Annotated in this window: 11 protein-coding genes and 1 tRNA gene; 1 reads left to right on the top strand and 11 read right to left on the bottom strand. The window is 74.0% G+C overall.

Annotated elements, in window-relative coordinates; genetic code table 11:
* Position 1: 1 nt before the first annotated feature.
* Complete coding sequence (locus HNR61_RS20075) at positions 2-1,429, bottom strand: ATP-binding protein (protein WP_182844721.1); 1,428 nt, start codon at positions 1,427-1,429, stop codon at positions 2-4.
* A complete protein-coding gene (locus tag HNR61_RS20070; RefSeq protein ID WP_182844720.1) occupies positions 1,426-3,075 on the bottom strand; it encodes an NAD(P)/FAD-dependent oxidoreductase in 1,650 nt (549 codons plus the stop codon). Before HNR61_RS20070 ends, HNR61_RS20075 begins: the two co-directional genes overlap by 4 nt.
* Positions 3,076-3,210: 135 nt before the next feature.
* Between HNR61_RS20070 and HNR61_RS20065 the strand changes: the two genes are divergently transcribed.
* Positions 3,211-4,272: a Gfo/Idh/MocA family oxidoreductase gene (locus HNR61_RS20065; protein WP_182844719.1), complete on the top strand. Its 1,062-nt coding sequence runs from the start codon at positions 3,211-3,213 to the stop codon at positions 4,270-4,272.
* Between the two features lie 42 nt (positions 4,273-4,314).
* Here the strand turns inward: HNR61_RS20065 and HNR61_RS20060 are convergent, their stop codons facing one another.
* From HNR61_RS20060 to HNR61_RS20020, 9 genes are all read right to left on the bottom strand, one after another.
* Positions 4,315-5,157 carry an endonuclease/exonuclease/phosphatase family protein gene (locus HNR61_RS20060; RefSeq protein ID WP_182844718.1) on the bottom strand — a complete coding sequence of 281 codons (843 nt, stop codon included), beginning with the start codon at positions 5,155-5,157 and terminating at the stop codon, positions 4,315-4,317.
* Positions 5,158-5,198: 41 nt separating this feature from the next.
* Positions 5,199-6,218 carry a VldE C-terminal domain-containing protein gene (locus HNR61_RS20055; RefSeq protein WP_312897992.1) on the bottom strand — a complete coding sequence of 340 codons (1,020 nt, stop codon included), beginning with the start codon at positions 6,216-6,218 and terminating at the stop codon, positions 5,199-5,201.
* Positions 6,219-6,403: 185 nt separating this feature from the next.
* Complete coding sequence (locus HNR61_RS20050; protein ID WP_067815967.1) at positions 6,404-6,847, bottom strand: HNH endonuclease; 444 nt, start codon at positions 6,845-6,847, stop codon at positions 6,404-6,406.
* A 27-nt stretch (positions 6,848-6,874) separates the two neighbouring features.
* A tRNA-Asn gene (locus tag HNR61_RS20045) sits at positions 6,875-6,945 on the bottom strand.
* A gap of 95 nt (positions 6,946-7,040) precedes the next feature.
* Positions 7,041-8,255 carry a hypothetical protein gene (locus tag HNR61_RS20040; RefSeq protein ID WP_182844717.1) on the bottom strand — a complete coding sequence of 405 codons (1,215 nt, stop codon included), beginning with the start codon at positions 8,253-8,255 and terminating at the stop codon, positions 7,041-7,043.
* Between the two features lie 426 nt (positions 8,256-8,681).
* Entirely contained in the window at positions 8,682-9,659 is a 978-nt protein-coding gene (locus tag HNR61_RS20035; protein ID WP_182844716.1) for a GNAT family N-acetyltransferase, read from the bottom strand.
* A gap of 76 nt (positions 9,660-9,735) precedes the next feature.
* Positions 9,736-10,716, bottom strand: coding sequence for a methylmalonyl Co-A mutase-associated GTPase MeaB (gene meaB / locus HNR61_RS20030; protein ID WP_182844715.1), 981 nt, complete (start codon positions 10,714-10,716; stop codon positions 9,736-9,738).
* Positions 10,713-12,923: a methylmalonyl-CoA mutase gene (scpA, locus tag HNR61_RS20025; RefSeq protein WP_182844714.1), complete on the bottom strand. Its 2,211-nt coding sequence runs from the start codon at positions 12,921-12,923 to the stop codon at positions 10,713-10,715. The genes meaB and scpA overlap by 4 nt, the downstream gene beginning before the upstream one ends.
* Positions 12,923-14,752, bottom strand: coding sequence for a methylmalonyl-CoA mutase family protein (locus HNR61_RS20020; RefSeq protein WP_182844713.1), 1,830 nt, complete (start codon positions 14,750-14,752; stop codon positions 12,923-12,925). Before HNR61_RS20020 ends, scpA begins: the two co-directional genes overlap by 1 nt.
* Positions 14,753-14,795: the final 43 nt, after the last annotated feature.

Here is a 14,795-nt window from a genome sequence, read left to right as displayed (position 1 = left end):
CCTACCCCTCCCGTTCCGGGGCCTCGGTGAGCGGCAGCGCCACCCGGAAGCGGGTGTCGCCCGGCCGCGACTCCACGCTCAGGTCGCCGCCGTGCCGGTTCACCACGATCCGCCAGGAGATGTCCAGGCCGAGGCCGGTGCCCTGGCCGACCGGCTTGGTGGTGAAGAACGGCGTGAAGATGCGCGGCAGGTTCTCCTCGGGGATCCCCGGCCCGGTGTCGGCGACCTCCACCACGGCCTGGTCGCGGTCGCGGAAGGCCCGCACGGTGAGGGTGCCCGTGCCGCCCATCGCCTCCAGCGCGTTCACGACCAGGTTGGTCCACACCTGGTTCAGCTCGGCGGCGTAGACCGGGACCTCCGGAAGGTCCGGGTCGTAGTCGGTGACCACCCGCACCCCCTCGGGGACCTTGCGTTTCAGCATGGTGAGCGTGGAGTCCAGCAACCGCCGCAGGTCGGCGCGCTGGTGCGGGGCCCGGTCCAGCTGGGAGTACTGGCGGGCCGAGTCCAGCAGCGCGGTGATCCGGCCGGTCGCCTCGGAGATCTCCCCCTGGAGCTGGGTGATCTCCAGGACCTCCGCCAGCCAGCGCATCGCCGGCGCGGCCATCTCCTCCCCCACCACGTCCACCACCGCCTGGGCGTCGTCCGGGCCGAACCCGGCGGCGACCATGGCGGGGGCGAGGTCCCAGGCGTCCTCGACGCCGTGCTCCTCCAGCCAGTCGCCCAGCTCGTCCTCGGCCTCGCTGACCCGCAGCGGGGAGCGTTCGGCGCCGCCGCCCGCGCGGGCGCGGTCCACGAACCGCTCCTGCAGCTCCACCAGCTCCTTCAGCCGGTCGCAGTCGACGCCGTCGGAGGCGAGCCGCGACAGCCTGCGGCGGGCCTCGACGAGATGGCCGCCGAGCTCGTCGGCGGCGCGGGAGGCGGCCGCGGCGGGGTTGTTGAGCTCGTGGGTGAGCCCGGCGGTGATCGTGCCGAGGGCGGTGAGGCGTTCGCGCTGGTCCACCACCCGGCGGGCGTTCGTCGAGCCCACGAACAGGCCCTCCAGCAGGTGCGTGGCCATCGGGAACCACTCGCGCACCGCGTTGCCGAACGGGCGGGCGGGCAGCGCCAGCAGCCGCGACGGCCGCACCGCCCGGATCGTGTGCGCGTACTTGTCGACCTCGTCGATGTACGCCTGGACCGCGCCGCCGTACACGCCGGGCCGGTCGGAGCGGGTCACCTCCAGGGTGTGGCCCGACACCGCCTGGAGAAGGCAGATCTCGCCGTCCAGCAGCACGAAGAAGAACTCGGCGGGCTCGCCCTGGGCGCAGACCTCCGCGCCCTCGGGATGGTCCTGCACGACGCCGTGCCCGGCGAGCCAGTCCAGCTGCCCCTGCGACAGCGACTCGAACAGGAACAGCTCGCGCAGTTCCCCGGTGGTGATCGTCGTCATGCCTGCTCCAGGTAGCGGTGGACCAGCGCGACGGCCATCGCGCCGTCGCCGACCGCCGAGGCGACCCGTTTGATCGACTCCGCGCGGACGTCGCCCGCCGCGAACACGCCGGGCAGGCTGGTCTCCAGGAAGTGGGGCGGACGCGCGGGCGTCGTCCAGTTCGCGGGCAGCAGCCCGCGCTCGGTGAGGTCGGGGCCGGTGAGCACGTAGCCGCGTTCGTCACGTTCCACGACGCCGTCCAGCCACTCGGTGTGCGGCCGGGCGCCGATGAACACGAACATCCACTGCGCGTCCACGGTGCGCTCGCCGTCGGCGTCGCGGAGGGTGAGGCGCTCCAGGTGCCCCTCGCCCTCCCCGGCGACCACGACGGTGCCGGTGTGGACCTCGATGTTGGGGATCGCGGCGATCTGCTCGATCAGGTAGTGCGACATCGACCTCTCCAGGCCGTCGGCCCGGACGAGGATGTGGACCCGTCGCGCGAACCGGGCGAGGTTGACCGCCGCCTGGCCCGCCGAGTTGGCGCCGCCGACGACGTAGACCTCCGAGTCCCGGCACTCGGGGACCTCCGACATCGCCGCGCCGTAGAAGACGCCCGCGCCGGTCAGCTCCTCCAGGCCGGGCGCCTCCAGCTTCCGGTAGGTCACGCCGGTCGCCAGGATCACCGCGTGCGCGGCGATCTCGCCGCCGTCGGCGGTGGTGATCACGCGGGCCCGGCCGCGCGCCTCCAGCCCGGTGACCTCGCCGGTGGTGATCAGCTCGACGCCGAACCTCTCGGCCTGGCGGCGCGCCCGGTCGGCGAGCTGGGCGCCGCTGACGCCGTCGGGGAAGCCCAGGTAGTTCTCGATCCGCGAGCTCTGCCCGGCCTGCCCGCCGGAGGCGTGCCGCTCGATCAGCACGGTGCGCAGGCCCTCCGAGCCGCCGTACACCGCCGCGCCCAGCCCGGCGGGGCCGCCGCCGACCACGACCAGGTCGTAGAACCGGGCGCCCGGCGCGGTGCTCAGCCCGACCGCGGCGGCCAGCTCGGCGTCGGTGGGGGCCGACAGGACGGTGCCGTCGGAGGTCACCACCAGCGGCAGCTCGGGGTCGCCGGCGGCCTTCAGCAGCTCGGCGGCCTCGGGCGCGGTGTCCAGCAGCCAGGTGTAGGGCACCTGGTTGCGGGCCAGGAAGTCGCGGACCTCGTAGGACCTGGCCGACCAGCGGTGCCCGACCACCCGCAGCTCGGTCGGCGCGCGGCGGTCGGCGCGCTCCCAGCCCTCCAGCTGGGCGTCGATCACCGGGTAGAACTTCTCCTCCGGCGGGTTCCACGGCTTGAGCAGGTAGTGGTCCAGGTCCACCACGTTGATCGCGCGGATCGCGGCGTCGGTGTCGGCGTAGGCGGTCAGCAGGACCCGCCGCGCGTACGGGTACAGGTCCATGGCGTGTTCGAGGAACTCCACGCCGTTCATCTCGGGCATGCGGTGGTCGGCGACCAGCAGCGCGGTGTCGTCGCCGCGCAGCTTCAGCTCCCGCAGCGCCTCCAGGGCCTGCGGCCCGGACTCGGCCCGCACCACGCGGTACCGCTCGGCGTACCGGCGGCGCAGGTCACGCGCCACGGCGCGGGACACCCCCGGGTCGTCGTCGACGGTCAGGATCACGGCTTTGGACACGGCTCGCCTCTCGCTTCCGGGCGCCCGCGACTGCGGCGCGCACGCCCGATGATCTTCAAATACCCCCGGGGCCGTGCCACGCGACCCGCACCCCTCCCATCAGTGTCCCAAATGTCCATCAGCCATGATCGATGCATGACTCTGCGCGTGGCACTCATCGGATACGGCACGGGGGGCGCGGTGTTCCACGCACCACTGATCTCCTCGGTGCCGGAACTGCGGCTGGCCGCCGTGGTGACCGGCAACCCCGAACGGCAGGCGGCCGTGCGGAAGCGCCACCCGGACGCCAGGATCCTCGACAGTCCCGACCGGCTGTGGGGGTCCACCGGCGAGTACGACCTGGTCGTGGTGACCGCGCCGAACCGCCAGCACGTCCCGCTGGCCCGGACGGCGCTCACCTCCGGGCTCCCGGTCGTGGTGGACAAGCCGGTGGCGGCGACGGCGGCCGACGCCCGTTCCCTGGCGGCGCTCAGCGCGGTGCGCGGGCTGCCGGTGATCCCGTTCCACAACCGGCGGTGGGACGGCGACTTCCGCACCGTGGCGCGGCTGGCGGCCGGCGGCTCGCTGGGAACGATCCAACGGTTCGAGTCCCGGTTCGAGCGCTGGCGGCCGACGATCAAGCCGGGCTGGAAGGAGAGCGCCGACCCGCGCGACGCCGGGGGCATCCTGTTCGACCTGGGCTCCCACCTGGTCGACCAGGCGATCGCGCTGTTCGGGCGGCCGTCGAGGGTGTACGCCGAGATCGAGGTCCGCCGCCCGGGGGCGGTGGCGGCCGACGACGTGTTCCTGGCGCTGGCCCACCCGAACGGCGTCCGCTCGCACCTGTGGATGAGCGCGACCGCCGCGCAGCTGGGGCCGCGGTTCCGGGTGCTGGGCGACCGCGCCGCCTACACCGTGCACGGCATGGACGGCCAGGAGGACGCGCTGCGCGCGGGCCGCACCCCGCGCGAGGAGGACTGGGGGCGGATGCCCCCGGAGACCTACGGGCTGCTCGGCACCGTCGACGACGCCCGTCCCGAGCCGACCGAACCGGGGACCTACCAGGACTTCTACGCGGGCGTCGCGCGCACGTTGCGCGGCGAGGCCCCGCCGCCGGTGACGCTGGCCGACGCCATCGCGGGGCTGGACGTGATCGAGGCCGCGCTGCGCTCGGCGCGCGAGGGGACGATCGTCGCGCCGCACGCGCCCGGCCACTGACGCCGCGGGGCCCGGCCGGGCCCCGCGTCGGGCCCGCGCGGCTCAGTAGCGCACGTCCGCCAGCACGCCGTAGTGGTCGGAGGGGACGACGCCGTCGGCGGGCTCGACGCCCAGCAGCTCGCACCGCACCGGGTGCCCGGCGCCTCCCGCGCGGGGCCAGGCGGAGAACACGTAGTCGATGCGCCGCGGCGGCCACAGCACGGGCCGGGCCCAGGGGTTGTCGTCGCACCAGGTGAAGCCGGGGGTGCCGTCGCCCGCCGTCTCCCAGGCGTCATAGAACACCAGGCCCGGCGCGGTGACCTCGGCGCGGCCGGTGAGCATCCGGATCTCGTCGCTGTCGGGGGCGGCGTTGAAGTCGCCGCACACCAGCGTCACCGTCGCGGTGTCGGCGGCCTTGCGGACGAACGCGCCCAGGTCGCGGACCTGCTGCTGGCGTTCCCGGCTGTGCCCGAGCTTCCAGCCGAGCCCGACGCCGAACACGTCCAGCGGCCCGCGCGGACCGGTCACGCGCGCGTGCACCGCCCGGCCCCGGTCCCAGCCCTCCTGGTCGCCGAGGCGCTGGTCGCCCACCCGGTCCAGCGGCCAGCGCGACAGCACCGCGATCCCGGACCGCGCGTCGTCGACGGGCTCGGCGGAGTCGCCGCGGAAGACCTGGTGCGGCAGGCCGAGGGCCGCGCCCAGCCGCGCGGCCTGGCCGTCGGCGTCGTCCTGGGGCTCCCACGCCTCGGTGAGCACGACGATGTCGGGCCCGGCGTCCGCGAGGGTCGCGACGATCGCCCGTTCGCGGTCGCGCCAGGGGCCGTAGCGGGCCCACACGTTCCAGGTCACGACCCGCAGGGTCGTCTCCACCGGGGGCCCGTAGGGCTGCTCGATGTCATAGGCCATACCGCGATCGTCGCACCGGGGCGGGGGACCCGGAAGGACCGCTACAGCACCGACACGTGGACGTGGTCGTAGTGGTTCTGGGTGACGCTGCCGCGGTTCTCCATCTGCCGCCAGCCGCCGCTGCCCCGGAAGTCGTAGATCCGCTGGCGCCAGATGATGTACTTCAGGCCCAGCCGCGACGCGTTGCTGATCAGGTACTGGGAGACGGCGTCGCCGTGCGCGGTGGCGGAGGCGCTGGGCATACGCCCGGCGGTGCTCTCCATGAAGTCGCAGGCGCGGCCCGAGCCGTGGTCCTGCGGGTCGCCGGGGCGGGCGCAGCCGACGGCGGGGAACGGGCCGAACTTCCCGTCCACCTCCACCAGGACGGTGCGCATGCGCGGGGTCATGGAGTTGCCGATGATCGGCGACTTGGTGCCGCTGACGCCGTCGGGGCGGCCGGAGGAGCCGCCGCCCTTCTTCGGCGGGGCCTCGGGCTTGTACTTCTTCAGCAGCTTGCGGACCCGGTCGCGCTGGCTCTCCAGGTCCTCGATCTCCTTGCGGACCGCGGCGAGCTTGGTCCGGGCGTCCTCCTGGGACCTCTTCGCCTGGTCGGCGAGGACCCGCAGGCTCTCGATGCGCCGGCCGTTGTTGCGGGCCATGTGCTCCACGACGGCGGCGTCGCGGACCGCCGCGCGCGGATCGCCGGCGGTGATCAGCGGGATGGTGTCGATGCTGCCGGTCATGTAGCTGGTGGCCGCCATGCGGCTGACGTCGCCGCGGGAGCGCTCGTACTCGGCGGCGAGCCGGTCGGCGTCGGTCCCGGCGCGCTCGGCGGCCTTCTTGGCCTGGTCCAGGGTGATCAGCTCACCGCGGTATTCCTTGGACAGCCGGTCGGCGCGCTTCTTCAGCTCGGCGTATTCCTTTTTCGGGTCCTTCTTGGGCGCGGCGGGGGCGCCGGCGGCGGTCGCGGTCGGAAACAGCGCGGTGCCCGCCAGGATCAACGCCAGCGCCGCGCCGCCCCGCCGGATCGGGCGCGCGCGGGGAAAACGCCGTACGGAGCCGGAAGGGTCGAGGGCCGCCACTGATCTCTCCTTAAGCACCATCCGGAAGATTGGCGGCACGCTACCACAATCGGCCAATTAGCCTCGGCGGCTTCCCAAAACACACAGAGTAGCGCTGACGCTACCCAAAGCCGCCTCCGCTGGCGAACGCGCGGGGCCGGGCCGCGTTCGCCACGACCCGGCCCCACCGCGCGTCCCACCGGGACTCACGACAGGTTCATCAGTTCCTCCCACCGCGGTACGCGCGGGGGCTCGCGGAGGTTCAGCCCGGCCTCCGCGGGCGTACGGTTCCCTTTTCGGTTGTTACACTTCCCACACGCGAGGACCGTGTTCTCCCATGTGTCGGGCCCGCCGCGCGACTGCGGGACGACGTGGTCGATGGTGTGCCCCCGGCCACCGCAGTACTGGCAGCGCCCCCGGTCGCGCAGGTGCACGCCGCGCTTGCTCCACGGCGGGCGTTTGCCGTGCCGCCAGCGCATCGCCACGTAGCGGACCAGCCGCAGCACCCGGGGCATCGGGTAGCGGCCGATCGTGCGGCCCTCCTCGGCCTCCTCCACGACCGCCACCTCACGCACCAGCATGCGGATGGCGTGCCGCAGATCGACGCGCTGTAACGGCTCGTACGACGCGTTCAGCACGAGAACGTGCACCGTACACCTCCCTGCCCGTTCCGTCCGCTCCCCCGCCAAGATTCGAACTTGGATATCCGCATTAACGGTGCGGCGTTCTTCCGTTGAACCACGAGGGAATGGCTTGGGAATTCCTCCGCCTTCCGGCTTTTGCCGGAAGGCATCATCAGGGTGCCGATCGTCGCATGCTCGGGGCAACGCATTTTTCCGCCGGTCACGGCGCTCCGTCCCCGTTCCGGCGCGGAAGGACGAGGGCGGTGCCGCAGCCGGGACAGCCCGCCCCGGTCACGGTCAGCCCCTGGGGAACCGGAACCGTGCGCGCTCCCCGCGCGGCCTCCGCGGCGAACTCGGCGTACAGCCACCGGGCCGCGTCGCCCAGCAGATCCACGGCGGCGGGCAGGTCGCCGTACAGGACATCCCGGAGCACCAGCTCGGGCGCTCCGAAGCGATGCAGCCCATAGGTGTCGGCACGCGCCCTGCCGGGCCCCGCGCCCGTCAGGAACACACCGAACCACTCCGCATCGAGGCGGAACCGTTCCGGCTCGTCGGCCACTCCCTCCCCCGGGGACAGAAGGCGATGGGATTCCAGATCCACGACGCGCCCCTCCAGCTCGGCCGCGAGCACCCGGGCGACGAGCCGGACCGCCTGGGCATGCCGGGGCTGCTCGGCGGGCACGGCCGCCCCGGAGACCAGGACATGCCGCCGCGCGTCCAGCACCGCGTCCACCGTGTCGTCCGGAAGGCACCCGATCGTGGGCAGCCGGGAACTCCACGGCGTGGGCACGTCATGCCCGCTGACGGTGATCCGCCCGGCCCGGAGCAGCCTCCGCGCCGTATCGGCCAACGTCCCCGCGCCGAGAAGACCACCAAGGTCCGGAAGCCCGCCCCTCCCTGCGGCCACCACCAGGAACCGGCTGATGACCGTCTCCGGAACGGCCAGCGCACCCCGTCCCGCGCCCGATCCCGCCGAATCACCCGACCGCACGGCACCGCCCGCCCGCCCGGCGTCCGACCAGTCGGGATCCGGGCGTACGAGGCCCGACCGGGAGGAGTCCAGCCGCTCAGTCCCCAGATGCGCGGCACCCCGCCGCACGGCACCCGACCATGTGGGATCCGGGCGCCCGGGAGTCGGCGGCCCGGAATCCATGCGGGTGGCATCCGACCGTTCCGACACCAGCCGCACGAAGCCCGGCCGCACGGCATTCCGATGTTCGACGTTCAACCGCACGAAGTCCGGGCGCTCGGGAGCCGGCGGCCCGGAATCCATGCGGGTGGCATCCGACCGTTCCGACACCGGCTGCACGGAGCCTGGCCGCTCGGCATTCCGATGTTCGGCGTTCGACTGCGCGAGGCTCGGCCGTTCGGGGATCGGCGGCTCGGGATCTTTCCATGCGGGGGTCGGCGGCAGTGGTATGCGGCCCGGCAGCATCAGACTCGGTGGCCCGGAGTCTGATGGCCTGGGATCCTGCCGCGCACCGTGGGACGCCTTGGAGTCCGCTCCCGCACGGCCCCGTGCGAGAAGCGGCGGTCTGATCTCTGGCGGCTCAGGATCCGGTCGTGCGGGGTCCGGCGGTACACGGCTCGGCTGTTCGGAGTGCGGTCGCTCGGAGTCCGGCGGAGGGGGGTCCCACCGGGTGGTACCGGGGGCCTTGGAGTCCGACAACGCGTGGTCCGGCCGCGTGGGAATCGGGGGCGCGATGTCCGGCGGCTCGGAGTGTGGTTGCTCGGGGGTGGGGTGGGTGGGAGCGGAGGGCTCGTGGTCGGGGTTTCTCGGGTTCGGGGTCATGGGGTTCAGCCTGGACGTCCGCTCGTGGCGGCCGCCATGCCGAACCCCGTTCTGTGGAAAACCCCGGGATCAGGTCGGCAGGTCGGTCGCGTCGGCCTGGTACTCGCGGGACTCGCGTTGCGGGCGGAAGCCCAGCTCCCTGTTGACGGCGAGCATGTGGACGTTGTCCCCGGCGTTGTCGGTCTCGATCTCGCGGACCTCGGGGCGCTCGGCGCGCAGCCAGTCCAGCATCGCGGCCTTGACCCGGATGCCCAGGCGGCGGCCCCGGTGCTCGGGCACCACGGCGGTGTCGTACTGGGCGGCCCGGACGGGACTGTCGGCCGGGACCACGACCTCGGTGAACCCGGCGATCACGCCGTCCCGGACGGCCGCGACGGTGTAGAGCTCGTCGCCGCGCTTGGCGACCATCTCGGCCATCTCCCGCACCCGGTGGGCGTCCCAGGGCGCGCCCTCGTACTGCGCCAGGTCCGCCATGGCGTGCTTGGCGTGGGCGAGGGCCTCGGCGTGCTCGTCGGGCACCACGCCGCGCCAGCGGACCAGGCCGTAGCCGCCGGGGCCGGACGCCAGCAGCGCGGCCGTGCGCTCCGGCGGGACGTCGGCCATGTCCAGCAGCAGGCCGCGCAGCGTCAGCACGCAGCGGAACCCGTGCGCCTCCAGGAACGGCACGGCGGGCGTCCCCTCCAGCACCTGCGCGATCACGCTGGAGCGGCCGTCGGCGCGCAGCCCCTCGGCGGCCACGGTCAGCAGGCGGCGGCCGATCCCGCGCCGCCGGTGCTCGGGCCGCACCTGGATGTCGATCTCACCGGGCCGGGCCGCGCCGGGCTCGCCGGGCAGCCGCAGCGTCGCGACCGCGATCACCCGGCCGTCCGACACGGCCGTCCAGAGCCGCTGCCGGCCGCCCGGTTCGACGCCCAGCAGCCGGGCCATGGTCTGCTCCAGCTCGGGCGCGGGCTCCCCCGCGGGGTCGGCGGCGTGCACGGCCGTCAGGACGGCGTGCCACTGCCGGATCTGCGCGTCCGTCGGATCATCGAGCGCGGTGACGTCCATCCGCCTGTTCTACCGGATTTCGCCGCCGCACGGCCGGGACCCGCGCCAACCGTTACCGGGAAAGCCGGATACGTGATCAGCGGGTGAACGCCTCCAGGATACGGTCGGCGGCCAGCGCCGGCGTCAGCGTCCCCGCGGCGACCTGCGCCTCCAGCTCCGGCGCGAGCGCGCGGACGGCCGGGTGGGCGTGCAGCTCGGCCAGCAGCCGGTCGCGGACCATCTGCCAGGTCCAGCCGACCTGCTGGCGGCGGCGGCGCTCGGCCAGCTCGCCGGAGGCGCGCAGCCGGTCCTGGTGCCCGACGATCGTGCGCCAGACCTCGTCCAGCCCGGTGTTCTCCTTGGCGCTGCACGTCAGGACGGGGGTGTCGTGGACGCGCTCGTCGCTGCGCAGCAGCCGCAGCGCCCCCGACAGCTCCCGCGCGGCCTTCCTGGCCTCCATCTCGTGGGGGCCGTCGGCCTTGTTGACGGCGATGACGTCGGCCAGCTCCAGCACGCCCTTCTTGATCCCCTGGAGCTGGTCGCCGGTGCGGGCCAGGGTGAGGAACAGGAACGAGTCCACCATCTCCGCGACCGCCGTCTCCGACTGCCCGACCCCGACGGTCTCGACCAGCACCACGTCGTACCCGGCCGCCTCCATCACGACCATCGCCTCGCGGGTGGCCTTGGCGACGCCGCCGAGGGTGCCCGCCGTGGGCGAGGGCCGGATGAACGCGCGGGGATCGACCGCCAGCCGCCCCATCCGGGTCTTGTCGCCCAGGATGCTGCCGCCGGTGCGGGTGGAGGAGGGGTCGACGGCCAGCACCGCCACCTTGTGCCCGGCGGCGGTGAGGTTGCCGCCGAGCGCGTCGATGAACGTGGACTTGCCGACCCCCGGCACGCCGGTGATGCCGACGCGGCGGGCGTCCCCGGTGTGCGGGGTCAGCTCCACCAGCAGGCGCTGGGCCAGTGCGCGGTGGTCGGCCCGGGAGGACTCCACGAGCGTGATCGCGCGTGCGATCCACGCCCGGGAGCCCTCCCGCACGCCCTTGACGTAGTCCTGGAGCGCGGGTCCGCTCATGCGGCGCGGTGCCCCAGCCGGCCGGACAGGTCCTCCAGCAGCCCGAGGGCGGCCTCGGCGAGGACGGTGCCGGGCGGGAAGATCGCGGCCGCGCCCGCCGCGCGCAGCTCGTCGAAGTCCTGCGGCGGGATCACCCCGCCCACGACGATCATGATGTCGTCGCGGCCCAGCTTCGCCAGCTCCTCGCGCAGCGCCGGGACGAGGGTCAGGTGCCCGGCGGCCAGCGAGTTGACGCCGACGACGTGCACGTCGGCCTCGACGGCCTGGAGCGCGACCTCCTCGGGCGTCTGGAACAGCGGGCCCACGTCGACGTCGAAGCCGAGGTCGGCGAACCCGGTGGCGATCACCTTCTGGCCCCGGTCGTGGCCGTCCTGGCCCATCTTGGCGACCAGGATGCGCGGGCGGCGGCCCTCGGCCTCGGCGAACGCGGCGGTCGCGGCCCTGGCCTTCTCGATGGCGGTCACCTTTCCGGCCTCCTCGCGGTACACGCCGGAGATGGTACGGATCTGCGCGGCGTGCCGCCCGTACACCCTCTCCAGCGCGTCGGAGATCTCCCCGACGGTGGCCTTGGCGCGGGCGGCGTCGATGGACAGCGCCAGCAGGTTCTGGTCGAGGCCGGGGCCGCGGGTGCCGTTCTCGGCGGCCTCGGCGGCCTTGGTGAGCGCGGCGAGGGCGGCCTGCGCCCCGGCCTCGTCGCGTTCGGCGCGCAGCCGCCGCAGCTTCTCGATCTGCTGGGCGCGGACGGCGGCGTTGTCGACCTTGAGGACCTCGATCGGCTCGTCGGCGTCGGGGCGGTACTTGTTGACGCCGACGACCGGCTGGCGGCCGGAGTCGATGCGGGCCTGGGTGCGGGCGGCGGCCTCCTCGATGCGCAGCTTGGGCAGGCCCTCGTCGATGGCCCGGGCCATGCCGCCCGCCCGCTCGACCTCGGTGATGTGCCCCCAGGCGCGGCGGGCCAGGTCGTAGGTGAGGCGTTCGACGTAGTGGCTGCCGCCCCACGGGTCGATGGTGCGGGTGGTGCCCGACTCCTGCTGGAGCAGCAGCTGGGTGTTGCGGGCGATGCGGGCGGAGAAGTCGGTCGGCAGCGCCAGCGCCTCGTCCAGGGCGTTGGTGTGCAGCGACTGGGTGTGGCCCTGGGTGGCGGCCATCGCCTCGACGCAGGTGCGGGCGACGTTGTTGAACACGTCCTGCGCGGTCAGCGACCAGCCGGAGGTCTGCGAGTGGGTGCGCAGGCTCAGCGACTTGGGGTTGCGCGGGCCGAACCCCCCGACGAGCTTCGCCCACAGCAGGCGGGCGGCGCGCAGCTTGGCGACCTCCATGAAGAAGTTCATGCCGATCGCCCAGAAGAACGACAGCCGCGGCGCGAACGCGTCGATGTCCAGCCCCGCCTCGCGCCCGGCCCGGATGTACTCCACCCCGTCGGCGAGGGTGTAGGCCAGCTCCAGGTCGGCGGTGGCCCCGGCCTCCTGGATGTGGTAGCCGGAGATCGAGATGGAGTTGTACTTCGGCATCCGCTGCGAGGTGAACGCGAAGATGTCGGAGATGATCCGCATCGACGGCCCCGGCGGGTAGATGTAGGTGTTGCGGACCATGAACTCCTTGAGGATGTCGTTCTGGATGGTGCCCGCGAGCTGCTCGGGCGCCACCCCCTGCTCCTCGGCGGCGGCGATGTAGAGCGCCAGGACGGGCAGCACCGCGCCGTTCATGGTCATCGACACCGACATCTCGTCGAGGGGGATCCCGTCGAACAGCTGCCGCATGTCGTAGATGGAGTCGATCGCCACGCCCGCCATGCCGACGTCGCCGGCCACGCGCGGGTGGTCGGAGTCGTAGCCGCGGTGGGTGGCCAGGTCGAAGGCGACCGACAGGCCCTTCTGCCCGGCGGCCAGGTTGCGCCGGTAGAACGCGTTGGACTCCTCGGCGGTGGAGAACCCGGCGTACTGGCGGATCGTCCACGGCTGGGTGGCGTACATCGCCGGGTAGGGGCCGCGCAGGTAGGGGGCGATGCCGGGCAGCGTGTCGAGGAAGTCGACGTCGCCCAGGTCGGCGGCGGTGTAGAGCGGCGGCACGCCGATGCCCTCGGGGGTGTCCCAGGTCTGGGCGGCCACGTCGTGCCCGGCGGCCTCGGCGGCCGCCCGCCACCGCGCGGCGGCCTCGTCGGCGGGCGTCGCCGGGCCGAGCCCGATCTCGGAGAAGTCGGGGATCATCAGTTCACTCCCAGATCGCTGAGGGTGGTCTCCAGCACGGCGACCGCGTCGCAGCCCGCGAAGACGCGGTCGTCCACGCCCTCGTAGTCGCCCTTACCCGCCAGCCACACCTTCATGGCTCCGGCTTCCTTGAGCGCGCGGGCGGCCCCGGCGGCGCCCTCGTCGTACAGCCTGTCGCTGGAGGCCAGGCAGGCGACGGTGGCGCCGGACGCGGCGAAGTCCTCCGGCGGCCCGGAGACGGTCTCGATGCCGCCGGCCCGGAACAGGTTGGCGGCGAACGTGGCGCGCGCGGTGTGCACGGCGACGGGCCCGAGCGTGGCCAGGTACACCCTAGGGCGGGCCCCGGTGGCCGCGAGGTGGGCGTCGCTGCGGTCGCGCAGCGCCTCGAAGTCCCGCGCGTAGGTGATCACCGGCAGACCTCCGCCGGTCCGGACGGGGCGCTCCGGGGCGGGGTCGCGTTCGGGCAGTTTCTCGGCCAGGTTGGGGAACTCGCTGACGCCGGTGAGCGGGGCCCTGCGGCGCGCGACGTCGCGGCGGCGGCGCTCCCAGGTCGCGGCGACCCGCCCGGCGATCTTGCCGGACTCCAGCGCGGCGGCGGCGCCGCCCGCCTTCTCGATCTCGGTGAACCACTCCCAGGCGGTCCTGGCGAGGTCCTCGGTGATCCGCTCGACGTACCAGGAGCCGCCCGCCGGGTCGACGACGCGGGCCAGGCTCGACTCCTCCAGCAGGAGGGTCTGGGTGTTGCGGGCGATGCGGCGGGAGAAGTCGTCGGGCAGGCCCAGCCGGGCGTCGAACGGCTGCACGGTGACGGCGTCCGCGCCGCCGACCCCGGCGGCGAAGCAGGCGACGGTGGTGCGCAGCATGTTCACCCACGGGTCGCGGCGGGTCATCATCGCCGACGAGGTCACGGCGTGGATCCGCGCGACGGTGCCCTCGGCCGCGCCGCTCACCTCGGCGACGCGGGCCCACAGGCGGCGGGCGGCGCGCAGCTTGGCGATCGACAGGAACTGGTCGGCGTTGACGGCGAGCCGGAACTCGATCTGCCCGAACGCCTCGTCCACCCCCAGCCCGGCGTCGGTGAGGGCCCGCAGGTAGGCGACGCCGGTGGCGACGGCCGCGCCGAGCTCGTCGGCGTCGCTTCCGCCCGCGTCGTGGTACGGCGTGGCGTCCACGGTGAGGGTGCGCAGCCCGGGGAACTCGCGGGCGACCCGGGCGGCCAGTCCGGCGGCGGGCGCCGGCGGGGCGGCGGCGCCGGTCCGGGCGGTCAGGCCGATCGGGTCGAGGCCCAGGTTGCCCAGCGCGGTGCCGTTCTTGCCCTGCTCGGTGACCAGCGCCAGGAACGTCTCGGCGGCCTCGGCCGCGTGCTCCCCGGCGTCCAGCACGACCGGGGCCAGGTCGACCAGGACGCCGCGCAGGGCCTCGGGGAGGGCCGCCACGGGCAGTCCCGCGTCGCCGAGGGTCAGCCAGACCGAGGTGACGCCGTTCTCCAGGTCGGCGAGGATCGCCTCGCGGGTGGCGGCGGCGTCGGGACGGGCGTGCCGCTGCCGCACGTCCCATCCGGCCAGCCCCTCGCCGTCCGGGCGCACCTCGCGCACCCGCGAGGCCAGTCCGGGGCGGCCGGGCGCGGTGTCGGCGGCGGTGTAGAGCGCGGTGATCGGCACGCCGTCGTAGGACGTGCGGGTCAGCAGACCCTCGATCTCCTCCAGGGGGGTGTCGTCGGTCGCCGCGCCGGTCCTGCGCAGCACCCCCTTCACCATCTCCCGCCACCGGTCCCGCTCGGCCGGGGGGAAGGCGGCGGCCAGTTCGAGTCGTTCAGGCGGCACCGTCATGGCAGGGATCGTAAGAGAGCGGGTACTCGCGGGCCGCCACCGG

The sequence above is a fragment of the Actinomadura kijaniata genome, assembly GCF_014138665.1.
Lineage (GTDB): Bacteria > Actinomycetota > Actinomycetes > Streptosporangiales > Streptosporangiaceae > Spirillospora > Spirillospora kijaniata.
Note: the sequence above shows the minus strand (reverse complement) of the source record. Positions and strands in the feature narration are given on the sequence as shown.